The organism is Arthrobacter sp. 01T425, from assembly GCF_056398725.1.
Window position 1 is genome coordinate 119,351 of sequence record NZ_JBFTPY010000003.1, and the last position, 15,505, is coordinate 134,855.

Below are 15,505 nucleotides of genomic sequence, written 5' to 3' on the forward strand. Positions count from 1 at the left end.
ACAGTGCTCGCCGGTCTGCTCCTAGGATCAGGCTGCGTTGCGTGCTGGCTCTCGAGTGGACGCCTGGATAATGACCACGTAGTTCCGGAAGCAGGAACGCTCTCTTACCAGGCGGACCGCTCCCGGGATTCCCCGAACGGCACTTCTTCACTGAGTTCTAGGACGTACCGGCCTGCGTGATGGCGGGTGACCAAAATGCCGGCGGGCCGGCGGTTCAGAGCCACTTCGACGAGCGACGACTCAGCCTCGTTCAGTAACTTGTCGACAAGATTTGGGTCAGCAGTGGACACCTCGCGCCGCTCTTCCGAATATTCCAGGAGGGAAGGGCTTTGATCGTGTACCGCGGATCTGGTCGGAGTCGGGTTGGGAAGTACCGTCAGATGGGACATAGTGTGACGCCATCCCCGCGCAGGAACAGCCGGCGGTCAGCCGTTCCGTTCTCGATCACCCAAATCAGATGCCCGCGGTCTCCGACCGCGTCTACCCATCCGGCGTACTGGAGATCCCCCAGACACACCTCGACGCCGTCGCCTGGGCTCAGGTATTCCCACTGGTGGATGGACCGCTGGGTGGGCCGTGGCTGAAGCGTGACTCCAGCATTCATCGCATACTCACTTTTTGTCCCTCCGGTTCCTTGTGGGTCGGTTGGATGCGGCGGCCGCACGTTTTGCACGTGCGGCCGCCGCAGGTGATGGAAAGGAAGCGTCAGATGATGGCGGCCTTCAGCTCTTTGGCGGCCAGGCTGGGATCCGCGGCTCCGTAGATTGAGCCGCCCGCTACGGCTACGTCCGCCCCTGCCCGCTGGACAGCGTTGATCGTCGAGAGGTTTACTCCTCCGGCTACTGAGAAGGGGATGCGCGCTTCTTCGCCGGCGGCCAGGAGCCCATTGAGGTCATAGCCGGGCTGTGACTGCTCATCAAGGCCGGCGTGGAATTCCACGAACTTGGCGCCAAGGGCACGCGCTTCCTTGGCGCGGGAGACTTTATTGGATACCCCAATGAGGTCCACAACGATGCCTTTGCCGTGCGCACGGGCGGCTTTCACGGCGCCGGCGATGGTCGAGTCGTCTGCACTGCCCAAGACTGATACCAGGTCGGCGCCGGCTTTGAAGGCGATGTCGGCCTCCAATTCTCCGGCGTCCATGGTCTTCATGTCAGCGAAAACGATCTTGTCGGGGTGGGCATTCTTGATGGCGGTGACAGCGGAGAGGCCTGCAGCCTTTATCAGGGGTGTTCCGAGTTCGATGATGTCCACGTATTCGGCTACTTTGGCGGCCAATTCGAGGGCGTCTTCGACTGTGAGGAGGTCCATTGCAACTTGGAGTTTCATGATCGGCTCTTTCTTTAGGAAATGTTGGGCAAAAGGAATTCAGGGGTGAGTTGTTGACGGGTGTTTCCGCTGCATCAGTCGTCGCCTCCGTCGTCGCCATCCTGAGTCCTGCTATTCGAGATTGGCGTGCCGAGTCCAGAGCTGTTCGGAAGAAATGCTGGTTTCCTCCCAGAGGGCTTGGAACACCGCTTCGGTCGCGAGGAATAGCACCTGTTCGAAGAGGCTTCCGGAATATTGCCGAGACGCACCCGATTGGTGGTCGGTTTTCTGGGGGGCCGGGATAACCACGAGCATGTCGGATACTGCAGCCAGTGGGGAGTTTGTGTTGGCAGTGAATGCGGCCACCTTTGCACCGGCCTTTGCCGCAGTTTCTGCCGCCTTCACCACGCTTGAGGTTGTTCCGGATCCAGAGGCCACCACCAGCAGATCCCCGGTGCGGATTGCAGGAGTGGTTGTGTCCCCTGCGATGTGGACCGTGAGGCCGAGATGCATCAGCCGCATAGCGGCCATCCTGAGAACCAGTCCACTGCGGCCTGCCCCTGCGACGAACACCCGGTTAACGGTGGTGAGATGGGTGGCCAGGTGAGCAAGTTCCTGTTCATTGATGCAGTCTGCCGTCTCTCCAACCTCGCCCCGGATCAGAGTGAAGCTGTGGCCGATGGCGCCCGCGGTCTTTTGACTGACAGGTGTTGCTGTTGGCATGGTCGCCATGTCTCTCCTTTGACGGGGTGAGCCGTATTTAGCCAGCCGTTGAGTCGCTGGATGTTTCATCCTCGATACGTCCCGGCGCCCATCACCCATTACGGCGGACCGAACCTGTCGGAAGCCGGTAGCGGTGCCGCCTACGGTGATATCGTCTGCCGTTCAAGGGCAAACCGGGCATATTCTTCCAACAGCACGGGATCATCCACCGACCCGAGATCCGCGACCGTTTCCAACCGCGCTCCTTGAAGAAGCCGCTTGATGGGGACTTCCAGCTTCTTTCCGGTGCGGGTATGCGGAATTCCGGGCATGAAGACAATCTCGTCGGGCAGGTATCGGACGGAGAGGTTCTCACGGATTGATCTTGTGATCGCCTCTTGGGTCACGTCCGGGTTGGCGCCGTCGGCCAAATGGACGAACAGCGGCATGTAGTAGTCAGTGCCCAGTTCGGCACCGACCACCAGCGCCTCGGCGACTTCCGGCAGCGATTCGACCACCGTGTAGATGTCTGCCGAACCGAGCCGCAGCCCGTTGCGGTTGAGGGTCGAGTCGGAACGGCCGTGGATGAGGATGCCCCGGTGCGTGAACTCGATGTAGTCCCCGTGCCGCCACACCCCCGGATACATCGCGAAGTAGCTCTCGTGGTACCGGCTGCCGTCGTCTCCCCAGAAGCTCAGCGGCATCGAGGGCATTGCCCTGGTCACTACCAGTTCGCCCTTGCCCCGGGTGGGATTGCCGGCTTCATCCCACGACTCCACGCGCACTCCGAGGGCCGGAGCCTGGATGTAGCCGACATGGACCGGCAATGTCGGGGATCCTCCCACGAAGATGGAGGCGATGTCGGTGCCACCACTCATCGAACTCAACCAGATGTCACCCACATTGCCGTAGACCCAGCGATAACCGTCGGCCGAAAGCGGCGATCCAGTGACCTGAAGGGAATTCAGGGCGTCCAGGTCGTGGTCGCGCATCGGTACCAGAGCCGCCTTCGCGCAGGCATGTACAAATCCCGCACCCACACCGAGGACTGCGACCTGCTCGGCTGCGGCAATCTGCCACACCCGGTCGATGGACGGGAAGGTGGGGTTTCCGTCGACGAGTACCGCCGTCGCCCCCACCCCCAGTGCGGAGACGAGCGCGTTCCACAGCACCCAGCTCGTAGAGGCCACGTTGAGATAGCGGTCCCCGGGCCGCAGGTCGGAGTGGATGAGGAGCATCTTCATTTCCTCAAGAAGCGCCCCGCCGTGCCCGTGCACGATGCCCTTGGGAATGCCCGTTGTCCCGGAGGAGAACAGGACCCACAGCGGGTGGCTGAACTCGACGTCCTCGAAGACGAGCTCCGCCGGTTCGGCCACGGCCTGGGCCCAGTCCACGGCCGGAACCCGGGTTGGGACACTCGGGACAGATGTATGCCGCCCCACCCAGATGATGTGCTCGAGGGTGGGAAGTTGAGCGAAGATCTCCCCCAGCTCCCCACGGCGGTCCCGGTCTTTCCCGCCGAGCCGGTAGCCCGGCGCGGCGATGACGACCTTTGGACCGAGCTGGGCGAACCGCGAAACGATCGCACCCGGGCCGAACTCGGGGGCGCAGACGGACCAAATAGCACCGATAGTGGCAGTGGCGAGCAGCCCGACGACGGCTTCGGCAACATTCGGCAGGATTCCGACGACCCGGTCCCCGTGGCCCACCCCGCGGTCCCGAAGGTGCGCGGCGAGGGATGCCACCTCGCGCCGCAGCGCGTCCCAGGTGACCTCTTCGCGCGTCCCGTCCTCGGCGATGCCCACCAGCGCAATTCCTTCGTGACCCTGCAGCAGGTGCCGGGCGAAATTGAGGGTGCGTCCCGGAAACCACCGCGTGTGCGGCATGGCGTCAGTGGTGCAGACCGGTCCTGCCGTACCGCCGAACTCGACTCCCGCAAACCGGGCAAAGAGTTCCCAGAACTGTTCCGGCTCATCCACCGACCACTGCCAGAGCTCGTCGTAGCCTGCACTGACATCAATGCCTTGCCGGCCCAGGAACGCGGCGAATTGCCCGATGCCGGTCTCCGCGCTGCGTTCGAGGTCGGGCTCCCAGATCACTTCGCTGTCTGCGGCGTGGGCGTTGAGGATCATGCGCTCTCCAAGGGCCGGGAAGCTTCCCTGCGTCTCTCGGCGATCTGGGATGCTGTGAGGGGCTCGGTTCCGATCAGCACAAAAAGGACCCGGGCCGTGCGGTCGGTGCGATTGGACCACGCGTGGCTGGTGGCGCGTTGCACGGCCACGTCGCCGGCGCGCATGGTTGCCTCACCCTCGTCGACCAGCAGCGTGATCTCGCCCTCGAGCACGACAGCGTAGTCCAGCGAGTCGGTGCGATGGAACCAGAAGTGCTTGGAGCCGCTGTGCTCGGCGCCTGCTTCGGCCTCGTCGTGCCCGTCGAGCTCGCTAAAGATCACCGAACCCGCCTCGTCCGGATAGACGGCGTCCGGCGGGAAGTCTGCAATGCGCAGGATCGTCTCGCCGGCAGCGGGGAAGCTGGGAATCTCGGCGTCGGCCGCGGCCGGGTCCGCGTCGGTGACGTGGTCGATGCGTCCGGCCGCGGTCAGCCAGGGCACGGTGGCACCGAATCCCGGAATCACTTCCGAGGACCAGTGGTTGGGCGCGGCACCGTCCGAGAGGATGATGGCGCGTCCCTGGTCGTCGTGCCCGGTGACGATGCGGCGTACTGGGGGGCGGGTCATCAGACCACCCATTCTTCGTGCGGGTAGGTGCGCGGCTCGGGCCACCAGGGAGCCTTCTGGCGTTCGGTGGAGATCGGTGTGCGCAACGTGCCGACGCCTTCGAGCTCGAGTTCAATGACGTCGCCGGGCTTCAGGAACTTTCCGATTTCAACGCCGGCGCCGAAGCCCATCGTGCCCGATCCAATGATGTCGCCCGGCTGCAGGCGGTCGGAGATCGAGACGTAGGCCAGCAGCTCTGCGGGGGTGTAGACAAAGTCCTCGACCTTGGTGTCGGAGAGCACCTCCCCGTTGACGCGGACCTGGCCGCGCAGTCCCTCGATGGAATCGATTTCGTCCATGGTGGTGACCCAGGGGCCAATGCCGTAGCCGAAGTCCTTGCACTTCTGCGGGCCCATGCCGATCGCCATTTCCGCGCCTTGGATATCGCGTGCGCTGAAGTCGTTGAAGACGGTGATGCCAAAGAGGTGGTCCAGCGCCGTGTCCGGGGTCAGGTCGCTTCCGGACTTGCCCACGACGTAGCCGACCTCGAGTTCCCAGTCGAGGGCCTCGGTGAAGTCGGGGTAGGGCAGCTCTTGGTTGTGGCCGTAGGACATGGCCGTGGTGCCCTTGAAATACCCCGGACGCTCGTAGATCGAGCGTGCTGGCTGTGCCTTGGCGACAATGCGGTGGAAGTTCTGGATGTGCTGCTCGAACGTCAGTCCGTCGCGAATGACCGGGGCGTCGACCGCCGCGCGCCATGAGACCTCGTCGATGCCGTAGGAAGCGTCGTCGGCCGCGGTAAGCGCCTCGTGTGCGGCGTCCAGGAAGATGGAGCCTCCGCCGATTCCAGCTGCCAGGCTTCCGGGAAGCACCGCCAGGGCGAGTGCCCGGGCACGTTCGGGCTCGGCAGCCTTGCGCTGCAGGGTCAAGGCATAGGCGCGGGCAAGGTCAATAACCCGGCTCTGCTCCGGCTGGGCCGCGACGAGTCGAATCTGTTCGCCGTCGGGCGTGGGCACTGCTATACGTCCCAGTTTCATGGGTGCTCCTCTGGAGATCAAACATACGATACGTACAGTATCGCATTGGGTGGATGGGGTTGCAATAGACAAGTTCGTGGGGTGACGCTCAGTTACCGACCGTGGCGGCCCGGGTGGCCCTCAGGAGTGGTTCGCCGTCGCAGAGCTCCTCCAGACCGGTGTCCGGCGGAAGCATGCCCAGGCTTCGACGGATCCCGGTCAGCAGTCCAAGTCCGCGCTGATCCACCGCAAGCGTGCGGGCGCGCGCGCCCCAGGCCGCCGTGGCCGCCGCCTGGTAGCCGCAGCGTTCAAGCAACTCGATTCCCTCCGCGTCGGTCATCGACTCTCCGGCCGCCACCCCGCGCACCAAAGCGCCCAGGTAGCGTTCCAGCTCTGCGGAAACGAGAAGCTCGGCGCGGACCACCAGGCCTTGGCCCGGCAGTTCCGGCAGCAGGGCATTGACGTCCACCACGCGCCGCATCCCGGCCTTTTCGGCCAGTTTGTCGAACGGCGGCCCGAGCAGGGTCGCGTCCACTTGGCCGCCGAGCAGCGCGTCCAAGCGTTCGCGAACGCCGCCCACCACCACGTAGTCGACCTCGACGCCGGCGTCTAGCAGCAGGTGCTTGACGATGAGCGCGAAACCGTTGTCGGGGGCGTCCACGGCGAACCGGCACCCGGCCAGGTCCGCGAGGGATTCCACGTCACCGCCTGCATAGATGCCCAGTGGCGTGGTCTGCTCGACCTGGGCAACCAGGCGCAAGTCGGCGCCGGCCCGGGTCCATTCGAACAGGTTGTCGATAGCCGTGACCACCATGTCATGCTCCCCGGCAAGCAGGGCCCGCAGCTGCTCCGCGCTCGAGGGCGTCCGGGTGTGCACCACCTCAACGTCTCGCAGAAATCCCAGCTCGGCCGCCAGCAGATAGGACACCGGCGGAACGAAGTGGCTTTGCCGCAGGATCACGGGGCGGCCCCGCCGGCCGCGGCGACCGCGTCCGGGCGATCCACATACCAGGGAGGCAACTGCCCGCTGGGCCCGCGGACCGTCGAACGCTGGATGCCGAGACCAGAGATTTCCGCCTCCATCACGTCGTCGTCCCTCAGGAAACGGCCCCAATGCGAACCGTTGCCCGCCGGCGAACCGGTGATGAGGACATCCCCTGGCAGCAGCACGGCCACCGAGGAGGCGTAGGCGATCAGGCTCGGGATGTCGAAGAGCAGGTCATCGGCCAAGGCATCCTGCATCAGCGTGCCGTTGAGGCTCAAGCGGATCCGGAGCTTCGCCGGATCCGGGACGAACCGCTTCGGCACCACGTAGGGGCCGGTGGGAAAGAACGTCGGCTGGTTCTTCGCCCGGAACCAGTCGGTGCCCATCATCGCGATGTCGTTGCGCGGTACGAGCGTGCGCGCCGTGATGTCGTTGACGATCGTATACCCGGCCACGTAGTCGAAAGCGTCTTCGGCCGCGACCCGGTGCGCCCTGCGGCCGATGACCACGCCAAGCTCCAGTTCCCAGTCGACGTTTCCGCCGACATCCGGCAACTTCACGTCATCGTAGGCGCCGCAGACCGCCGAGGGGATCCCGGTCCAGACGTAGGGGTCGCCAGTCCGGCCGCGCTCGTCGATTTCGGCTGCGGCGTCGGCGGCCAGTTGCGCCGCATCGGCGCCTTCCTTGCCGAGCTTGTGGGCCACACTCATCTGCAGGACGTGCTCACGGTAGTTCGCCCCCGCGGCGATGATGGTGCCCACCGGCTGCACCGGCGGCAGCACCCGCAGCCCGTCGAGCGGGCGTGCGCCCGCTGCGGCCGGATCGATGGCCTCGAGGGCGTCCAGGTGCGCATCCCAGTCAGCGAAGAGGTCTCCGATCTGCCCGATTCCCGGCACCACTGTGCGCAGGTCAACGACGTCGTCGCCGAAGACCACACCGGGAAACTCCTCCCCGCCGTCCTCGAAAGTGCCCAGCATGAATCGGTTCACGCGTGCCTCTTCCATGAATCCTCCATTAGTCATTGTCTGCTGCCGCTATACCGGTGGGGCCACGTACAGGCCCTTGTCGCGGTCGTTGAACATTTCGCGGGCGATGAATTCGTCCATGTCGCCGCCGGTTCCCCATTGGTCGGAGGTCTCGGGGTCGCGGGTGTCAAAGATGCTTGGATGCCAGGTATCCTCATCCACCGAATCCAGCTCGGTGGTGTATTCCATGGTGTTCCCGTTGGGATCGTGGAAGTAGGTGAAGGTGTTGTCCCCGGCCTTGTGGCGGCCAGGGCCCCAGATTTTCTTGAACCCGGACCGCAGCAGCTTGCCGCTTCCGCGCATGTACTCGTCGATGCCGCGCAGCTCGAAGGACGCGTGCTGCAGCGAGGCATGCGGACCGCGGGAGATCGCTATGGAGTGGTGTTGTGCATTGCAGCGCATGAAGTAGAAGAGGTCGCCCATGTGCGGGTGGTTCAGGGTGTCGGAGAGACGGAAGCCCAGATGCTGTTCATACCAGGCGCGCATCTTTTCCGGTTCCGGGGAGTTGAGCACCACGTGGGAGAGCCGCACCGGGATCGCCTCGCGCTCCTCGATCTTGCGGTGCTTGCGCACCTCGACATCGGAGGAGACCTCGATGGTGCGTCCCTCCAGGTCAAAGAAGCGGAAGCCGTATCCCCCACCGAGGGTCTTGACGTCATCGGGTTCGCCAATGAGCTTCACGCCCTTGGCAATGAGGTCCGAGGCGAGCTGGTCCACCGAGGCCTTGTCCGCCGCGCCGAACGCGACCATGTCAAGGCGCTTCTCCTCGGCCTCGCGCACGCGGACCGAATACTGTTCTGGCGATCCCTCGGCGGCGAAGTAGGTCACGCCGCCGTCGTTCTCCATTTCGGTGAGTCCCCAGTGGTTCTTGTAGAACTCAACCTGCTTTTGGTAGTCGGGCACCGCGATGTCGAAGTGCCTCAGGTGTGTGATCGGGCTGAATGCCATGATGGTCTCCTGTGTTCTGTCCGTTTGACGCGGATGTGGGTTTAGATGCGTGCCGGCACGTTGTGGCCGGCCTGCGGAATGCTGCGGATGAGGCGCTCCAGGGCCTCGGGGCTGTCGCCGAGGCCCAGGATGTAGCGGTCCGGGCGAACGACGACCGCCTGGGCGCCGGCGGCGGCAAGGATCTGGCCGACCTTGGCCGGATCGAACAGGACCACGACGTCGGCATGTTCCTCAAGTAGTTCCCGCAGTGGGGCCGGGACCGCGGCATAGAGCTCGCGGGTTGTTGCCACCAGGAAACGGCTTCCCACCATGTCATCCAGGCGCACCCCGTCGGCGAGGATCGGCTGCATGCCGAGCCGGCCGGCGCGTTCGTCGGTGCCGCCGTCGTGCAGGCCAGGGCCCAGCGCGGGTGAGATCGGTGCGGATGCGGCGGGGTTTGCGCGGATGAAGGCGTCACGCTGCTTCGCGGTGTCGGCGTCGGTGGTTTGCATGAAGCCCGCCGCCCGGGTTGCCTGCTCGACCCAGAACCGTGCATGCGGCATGCGTTCACTCTCGTAGGTGTCAAGGAGGCTGTCGTCGGCCGCACCGCGTTTGACGGCATCGAGCTTCCACACCAGGTTGGCCACGTCGCGTAATCCGGCGCATAGGCCCTGACCAAAAAGCGGTGGCGCCTGGTGGGCTGCGTCCCCCGCCAGGAAGATGTTCCCGGCGCGCCACTGCCGTGCGATGCGGCCACGGAAGGTATAAATAGCCAGCCGGTCTGCAGTGAATCTGTCTGCCGGCAGCACGCCGTGGCTGATCTTTTCCACACCCTCAGGGGTGGCAATTTCCTCGGGGTCGTCCCCCGGCATCAACATGAACTCCATCCGCACCCGTTTGCCGGGGAGGCGGATCCACAGGGCGGGCCTTGTGTGATGACCCAGGAAGATCATGTCGGAAGACAGGCCGGGGCCTTCTTCCAAAATGCCGTCCGCGACAAGCCACTGTGCATCCTCGCCCAGCTTTTCGCACTCGATGCCCAGCGCCTGGCGGGTCTGCGAGCGCGCCCCGTCCGCTGCGATGGCCCAGCGGGCGCGGATTAAGGATTCCGCGCCGTCGGAGTCACGCACCGCCACCTCGACGCCCGGTCCCTCATTGCGCACGGAGAGCACGCTGGCGCCTCGGCGGAGCTCGACACCGGGAAGTTCTTCCACGACATCCCGCAGCAGGACCTCGATGTCCGGTTGGTGAAAGGTGAGATCGTCGTGCCAACCCTGGGTGCCAAACTGACCCGTGGGCAAGGACACCAGGACTTCCCGCTCCTCGTTCTCGATGTGGAAGGAGGACATCGGCAAAGTAACCTCGGCAAAGCGCTCGGCGACTCCCAGCGATTGGAGGGTGCGGAAGGTTTCACCATCAAAGTGCACGGCGCGGGCAGTTGGCCAAACCTGGACATCACGCTCCACCCCGACGGCGGTCAGACCTGCGCGCCCCAGCAAGGCCAGCGCAGTGACTCCTACAGGCCCTCCCCCGATCACTACCACGTCGACGTTGACGTTAGCCATCTTGCTCCTTCAAGTTCAGTACGTATCGTTTCGAATAAAAAGTAACATGCATCACTTAGCCGCACAAGGGTTAGCTGATGGGCTTCCGGCTTGCTTACGCCTTCCAGATGGTCTTGAGATTGCAGAATTCCCTGATCCCGTCCGCAGCCAGTTCCCGACCGAACCCGGAACGCTTGATCCCGCCGAACGGCAGCTCCTGGTACGAAACCGTCATGCCGTTGACGAACACCGCGCCGGCGTCAAGGTTGGCCGTAAACCATTCCTCCTCCTCGGCATCAGCAGTCCAGACCGCACTGGAAAGCCCGAAGGTGGTCTGGTTCGCAATCCGGAGGGCATCCTCGCGGTCCCGGGCGCAGTACAGCGACGCGACGGGCCCAAAGGTCTCCTCCTGGATGATCCGCATCTCTTCGCTGAGTCCGGCGAGCACCGTGGGGGCATAGAAGAAGCCGGGGCCCTCGGGAACCACCCCGCCGGTCAGCACCTGGGCACCCAGGGAACGGGCGTCCTCGACGAGCTCGGCCAGTTCGTCGCGTCCGGACAAGGTGGCCAAGGGCCCCACCTGAGTCGCGGGATTCAGCGGGTCCCCGACATTAAGCTCCGACATCAGCTTCACGAATTCGGCGGCGAACGCGTCATAGACCTCGGTGTGCACGATGAACCGCTTGCCGGCGATGCAGGACTGGCCATTGTTGCTGATCCGTGCACGCACGGCGGTCTCCGCCGCGGCGGAGACGTCCGCCGAGGGCATGACAATGAAAGGGTCCGACCCGCCCAGTTCCAGCACGGCCTTCTTCACGTGGTCCCCGGCAATGGAGGCGACCGAGCGCCCCGCCGGCTCGGAACCCGTCAGGGTCACCGCTTTGACCCTCGGATCGGCCAGGACGCCGGCAACCTGGGAGCCGCCGATCAGCAGGGTGCGGAAGGATCCGCGCGGGAACCCTGCCCGCTCAAAGAGGGTGTCGAGGAAGAGCGCAGCCTGGGGCACGTTCGAGGCATGCTTGAGCAGGCCGGAGTTGCCCGCCATGAGCGCCGGGGCGGCAAACCGGATGACCTGCCAGAGCGGATAGTTCCACGGCATGACCGCCAACACCGTCCCCAGCGGCTCGTAGCGGGTCCACGCGCGGCTGGCGCCGACCGACGACGGGTCCTTCAGCGGAGCCTCGGCCAGGAATTCCTCGGCATGCGCGGCGTAGAAGCGGATGGCCTTGACGCACTTGTGCACCTCGGCGATCGACTGCGCAATCGGCTTGCCCATCTCGACGGTGATCAATGCGCCCAGACCCTCCGCCTGATCCTCCAGGATGTCCGCCGCGGCGAGCATCCACTGGGCGCGCTGGGCAAAGGTCGTGCCGCGCAGCAGCCGCGCCGCTTCGGCGGCTTCCGCGATGCGAGCTTGGACTTCCTCGGCCGTATGCGGCTCAATGATCATTTCGGTCGAACCGGTGGTCGGGTTGACGGTTGCGATTGCCATGGATGGGGTCCCTTTCCTTGAGACGTGTTCTCGATCACGACTATATAGGATACGATTCGTATCGGATACTATTTTAGTTTCCATGATGTATCCACCCACGCCAGCAGCCCGTGGAACGGCTGCCCGACATCCAAGGAGTGCCCCCGTGAGCACCAATGGCGAGTTGCCGAACAATCTTCCGCTCTTTCTCACCGACGCTGATGTGGCCAGCCTTGCGGACTGGCCGGGGGCGATCGAGGCCATCCGCACCGCGTACAAGGCCCCCGACGACGAGGGCGGCACACCGGGAAGGATTTTCGCCCAGACATCTCGCGAATGGTTGCGGATCATGCCCTCGGTGCCGCCCAGCGGCAGTCTGTTCGGGGCAAAGTCAATCGCCGGGTCCTTCGCGGACGGCCTGCGCGTCAGCTATCTGATTTCACTCTTCGACAAGGACACCGCGGATCTGGTGGCTCTCGTGGACGGAAACCGCGTCACCGGCCTGCGCACCGCCGCGACCACCGCCGTGGGCACCTCCACGATCGTGCCGCAGCGGCCGCTGATCGTCGGTGTGATCGGCTCCGGCTTTGAGGCCCGTTCCCACCTGACGGCCTTTTCCCACCTGCTGGAGTTCGCCGACATCCGCGTCTTCAGCCCCACCCCCGCCAACCGCGAGGCCTTTGCGGCCGAGTTCGACGGCGCGTTCGGGGCTCCCGCACGGGCCGTCGGCTCGGCCCGCGAGGCCGCCCAAGGCGCGGATCTCATCCTGTGCGCAGCACGCTCCCGCGATGAATCCCCGACCGTGCAGGCCGACTGGGTCGGAGAGGACACCGCTGTGGTATCGATCGGTTCCACGACAGCAGCCCAGCGTGAGCTGCCCGCCGAACTCCTCGCCCGCGCCGCGGTGGTCGTGGTGGATTCCCGTGACGAGGTCGTCAACGACAGCGGGGACATGATCGCGGCCCGCGCGCACGGCGTCGATGTCGATTCGATCGTTGTAACTCTCAATGCCGTCCTGTCCGGTGAAACCGAGATCGATTCCGCGCACGGGATCAGGATCTACAAGTCGACAGGTTCCGGCCTGCAGGACATCGTGGTTGCCGAGATGCTCGTGGACCGCGCCCGCGCCGAGGGCATCGGCACCGTCCTGCCCGTCGGCATTGTCACCAGCCGCAAATAACGCCTCACAGAAATAAAGGAGAACACCATGGTGGAATACACCAAATCCGAGGCCCGCTCCTGGGCCAAGGAGAACTTCACCGGCACCGTCGCGGTGACGCACCCATCCTTCACCCCTGACTTCTCGGGCATCAACGAGAACGCGATCCGCCACGACATCCTCCTGCTCAAGGAACGCGGCTACGCCGGTTCCCTGATCATCGCCGAAGCGAATGTGACCCCGGAGGAGAACGCCCGGATCACGGCCGTCGCCCGCGAAGCGGCCGGCCCTGACTTCGCTCTCTTCTTCCACGCCATCTTCGGCACCCTGGAAGAGAACATCCACGCAGCAGACCTCGCCACCAAGGCCGGCGCCGACCGCGCCCTGCTGGCCTACCCCTCATCGTTCTGGCCGACCTCCTACGACGAGGTGTTCGACTACACCAAGCGCTTCACCGACGAAACCGACCTGGCCACCATGCTGTTCCCGCTGCCGGCCTGGGGCTTCGAGCGCATCCATCCCGCAGGCATGAGCGTGGACTTCGTGCGCCGCGTCCTCGACGCAATGCCAAGCATCGTCGCCATCAAGGCCGAACAGGGCTACCCGGGCATCCCCGGAGTCATGGAGATGTACCACCACTTCCGCGATGAAGTAGTGATCTCCTGCCCCATCGAGGCCGAAATAATCCCCCTCATGTCGGTCTTGGACGTCCAGTTCTCCGGCACCGCGAACACGAACTGGATGGGCGACTACTACCCCAAGGCCTTCGAGATGGCGCGCACCGGCAAGTGGGAAGAGTCCATGAAGCGCTACTGGGAGGTCCAGCCGGCCCGGGCCGCCAATATCGCCGTTTCGTCCACTTCCACCCCGGGCACCAGCTCCATCAACCGCACCCAGTGGAAGTACCAGGAGTGGCTCTCCGGCTTCAACGGCGGCGCCCTGCGCCCGCCGGCAGTCAGGCTTCCCGACCGCTTCATGAAGCAGCTGCGCGCAAGCCTGGAAGCCTCGGGACTGCCCGTCACCGATTCCCCAGACTCCGAGTTTCTGCGCGGACGAATCAGCGCCTAAGCCCTGCGCGGCCTTGTGCCGGCGTTGGAGTGCCCCGTGGGCCACTGAACCGACTGGCTGGTTCAGTGGTCCACGGGGCTTCTTTGCGTATGGCAGACGGTGCCGCAGAAGATGCAGCACCCGAAACGAGGTTGGTGCCACGACAGCGACGCGCCGAAGTGGCTACGCAATCGCATGTTTGGGACACGCAAGGGCCCCTTCTAGGGTTGAGTGTCGATTCGACATCCAACCCGTGGAAGAGGCCCTCAATCCCGAGTCAAGGCCGGGGGTGTGGGAGTGGCCCCCGATAGGAGTTAGGCGCTGGGGTTTGCGAAGAACTTATTGAGGCGATCGGTGGGCAGGTAGTCCTCCGGGGCGCCGGCAAGATCGGTTAGGTCATTGTGGTCCCACGAGGGATCCGCGAGCTTGGCGAGGTTGTCTCGGGAGACGATCACCGAGGGTTCAACGATCTGGTTGATCTTCGGCCCGTCACCCTTCAGGATGCGCAGCGCCACGTCCGCCACTGCCTCACCGGTGCGCACAGACGGGGTCGTGGTACCGAAAAACGGGTAGTCCTGCTTTGCCAGCGCCCAGGAGGAGAACCCGCGGCTCGATCCGTCGTCCGCGATCGGCGGCACGTCCATGCCCGATTCCTCAAAGGCGTTGCGGATGCCTACGCCCATCGTTCCGGCCTGGAGAACTGCGTCAACCCCTGCAGGGTTGGTCGCAAGGAACTTCTGGACCTCCGCCTGGGCCGTTGCCGGCTGGAAGAAGCCGGTGACCGATCCGGCTACCTTGATCTCCGGGCAGTTTTTCAGGACGGCATCGATGCCCAGGTTCGCGAAGGTCGAGACAGGGATACCCGGGATGCCTTCGACGCGCAGGACGTTGCCCTTGCCCCCGATTGACCTCAGCGTGCCGGCGGTAACCTGGGCGATCGCGAGCGGGGTGTTCCTCGTCACGCTGACGGCGTACTCGGAATCGATCGGCACCTGAGCGGCAACTAGCGGGATGCCGGCGTCATATGCGGCCTTGGCCAGGCCAACGGAGGGCTCCGGTGCGATGGGCGTGTAAATGATCACGTCCGGCTTGAGCGAGAGCGCCTCATTGAACTGCTGGAGCTGCAGGGGCACATTCGACGGGTCATCCGGGGCGAATTCGCCTACGATCTTGACGCCACTTGCCTTCAGGCTCGTGCGGATCGCCGCCGACATGGAGGCAATGAAGGGGCTGGCCGGTGGCATGCCCACGATCGCGGCCGTGAAACCGTCAGTCTTCTTCGGCTTGTAGCCGGCCCATGCCGATTTGCGGATCTCGTAGGGGTAGAGGTTGTAGCCCGCGGCGATCTCCTTGGGGAAACCGGCCAGCAGGCCGTTCGGATCGTTCACCGTATCCGTCGGCAGCGACCCGCAGGTCCCGGCGGCCGCCGACTCGGCCGGCCCGGGCGCGTTCCCTCCGGAGGAGCCCGTGGCCGCTGGCGCCGATGCCGAACAGCCCGTCAGAACGAGGGCGCCGGCCCCCAGGATCGCGGCGCCGACCGTCGAGAAGCGGGGGAAAAAGGTTGTCTTCTTCATGGTTTATCTCCTGCCGTATCAAACGATTCGT

Annotated in this window: 13 protein-coding genes; 2 read left to right on the plus strand and 11 right to left on the minus strand. The window is 64.7% G+C overall.

All coding sequences use genetic code 11. From position 1 onward, the window contains the following. Positions 1-705 precede the first annotated feature (705 nt). From hxlA to AC1DNG_RS05885, 10 genes are all read right to left on the minus strand, one after another. Complete coding sequence (hxlA, locus tag AC1DNG_RS05840; protein ID WP_476886874.1) at positions 706-1,329, minus strand: 3-hexulose-6-phosphate synthase; 624 nt, start codon at positions 1,327-1,329, stop codon at positions 706-708. A gap of 111 nt (positions 1,330-1,440) precedes the next feature. Continuing rightward, the gene (gene hxlB, locus AC1DNG_RS05845) at positions 1,441-2,040 is read right to left on the minus strand and encodes a 6-phospho-3-hexuloisomerase (RefSeq protein ID WP_459384523.1); all 600 of its coding nucleotides are present in this window, start codon (positions 2,038-2,040) and stop codon (positions 1,441-1,443) included. A 131-nt stretch (positions 2,041-2,171) separates the two neighbouring features. Next, a complete protein-coding gene (locus AC1DNG_RS05850) occupies positions 2,172-4,142 on the minus strand; it encodes an acetoacetate--CoA ligase (protein WP_476886875.1) in 1,971 nt (656 codons plus the stop codon). Next, entirely contained in the window at positions 4,139-4,747 is a 609-nt protein-coding gene (locus AC1DNG_RS05855; protein WP_476858218.1) for a cupin domain-containing protein, read from the minus strand. Before AC1DNG_RS05855 ends, AC1DNG_RS05850 begins: the two co-directional genes overlap by 4 nt. Next, entirely contained in the window at positions 4,747-5,763 is a 1,017-nt protein-coding gene (locus AC1DNG_RS05860) for a fumarylacetoacetate hydrolase family protein (RefSeq protein ID WP_476886876.1), read from the minus strand. Before AC1DNG_RS05860 ends, AC1DNG_RS05855 begins: the two co-directional genes overlap by 1 nt. Positions 5,764-5,851: 88 nt before the next feature. Beyond that, complete coding sequence (locus AC1DNG_RS05865) at positions 5,852-6,703, minus strand: ABC transporter substrate-binding protein (protein WP_476886877.1); 852 nt, start codon at positions 6,701-6,703, stop codon at positions 5,852-5,854. Further along, positions 6,700-7,731: a fumarylacetoacetate hydrolase family protein gene (locus AC1DNG_RS05870; RefSeq protein ID WP_476886878.1), complete on the minus strand. Its 1,032-nt coding sequence runs from the start codon at positions 7,729-7,731 to the stop codon at positions 6,700-6,702. Before AC1DNG_RS05870 ends, AC1DNG_RS05865 begins: the two co-directional genes overlap by 4 nt. Positions 7,732-7,761: 30 nt before the next feature. After that, complete coding sequence (locus AC1DNG_RS05875; protein WP_364744927.1) at positions 7,762-8,700, minus strand: VOC family protein; 939 nt, start codon at positions 8,698-8,700, stop codon at positions 7,762-7,764. Positions 8,701-8,741: 41 nt separating this feature from the next. After that, the gene (locus AC1DNG_RS05880) at positions 8,742-10,244 is read right to left on the minus strand and encodes a bifunctional 3-(3-hydroxy-phenyl)propionate/3-hydroxycinnamic acid hydroxylase (RefSeq protein ID WP_476886879.1); all 1,503 of its coding nucleotides are present in this window, start codon (positions 10,242-10,244) and stop codon (positions 8,742-8,744) included. Positions 10,245-10,338: 94 nt separating this feature from the next. Then, positions 10,339-11,715 carry an aldehyde dehydrogenase family protein gene (locus AC1DNG_RS05885; protein ID WP_476886880.1) on the minus strand — a complete coding sequence of 459 codons (1,377 nt, stop codon included), beginning with the start codon at positions 11,713-11,715 and terminating at the stop codon, positions 10,339-10,341. A gap of 145 nt (positions 11,716-11,860) precedes the next feature. Here AC1DNG_RS05885 and AC1DNG_RS05890 point away from each other — a divergent pair, with 145 nt between their 5' ends. Both AC1DNG_RS05890 and AC1DNG_RS05895 read left to right on the plus strand, forming a co-directional pair. Further along, a complete protein-coding gene (locus AC1DNG_RS05890) occupies positions 11,861-12,874 on the plus strand; it encodes an ornithine cyclodeaminase family protein (protein WP_476886881.1) in 1,014 nt (337 codons plus the stop codon). Positions 12,875-12,901: 27 nt separating this feature from the next. Further along, a complete protein-coding gene (locus AC1DNG_RS05895; protein WP_476886882.1) occupies positions 12,902-13,921 on the plus strand; it encodes a dihydrodipicolinate synthase family protein in 1,020 nt (339 codons plus the stop codon). A gap of 293 nt (positions 13,922-14,214) precedes the next feature. On the opposite strand, the gene AC1DNG_RS05900 is transcribed toward AC1DNG_RS05895, so the two are convergent. Then, the gene (locus AC1DNG_RS05900) at positions 14,215-15,474 is read right to left on the minus strand and encodes a substrate-binding domain-containing protein (RefSeq protein WP_476886883.1); all 1,260 of its coding nucleotides are present in this window, start codon (positions 15,472-15,474) and stop codon (positions 14,215-14,217) included. Positions 15,475-15,505 lie beyond the last annotated feature (31 nt).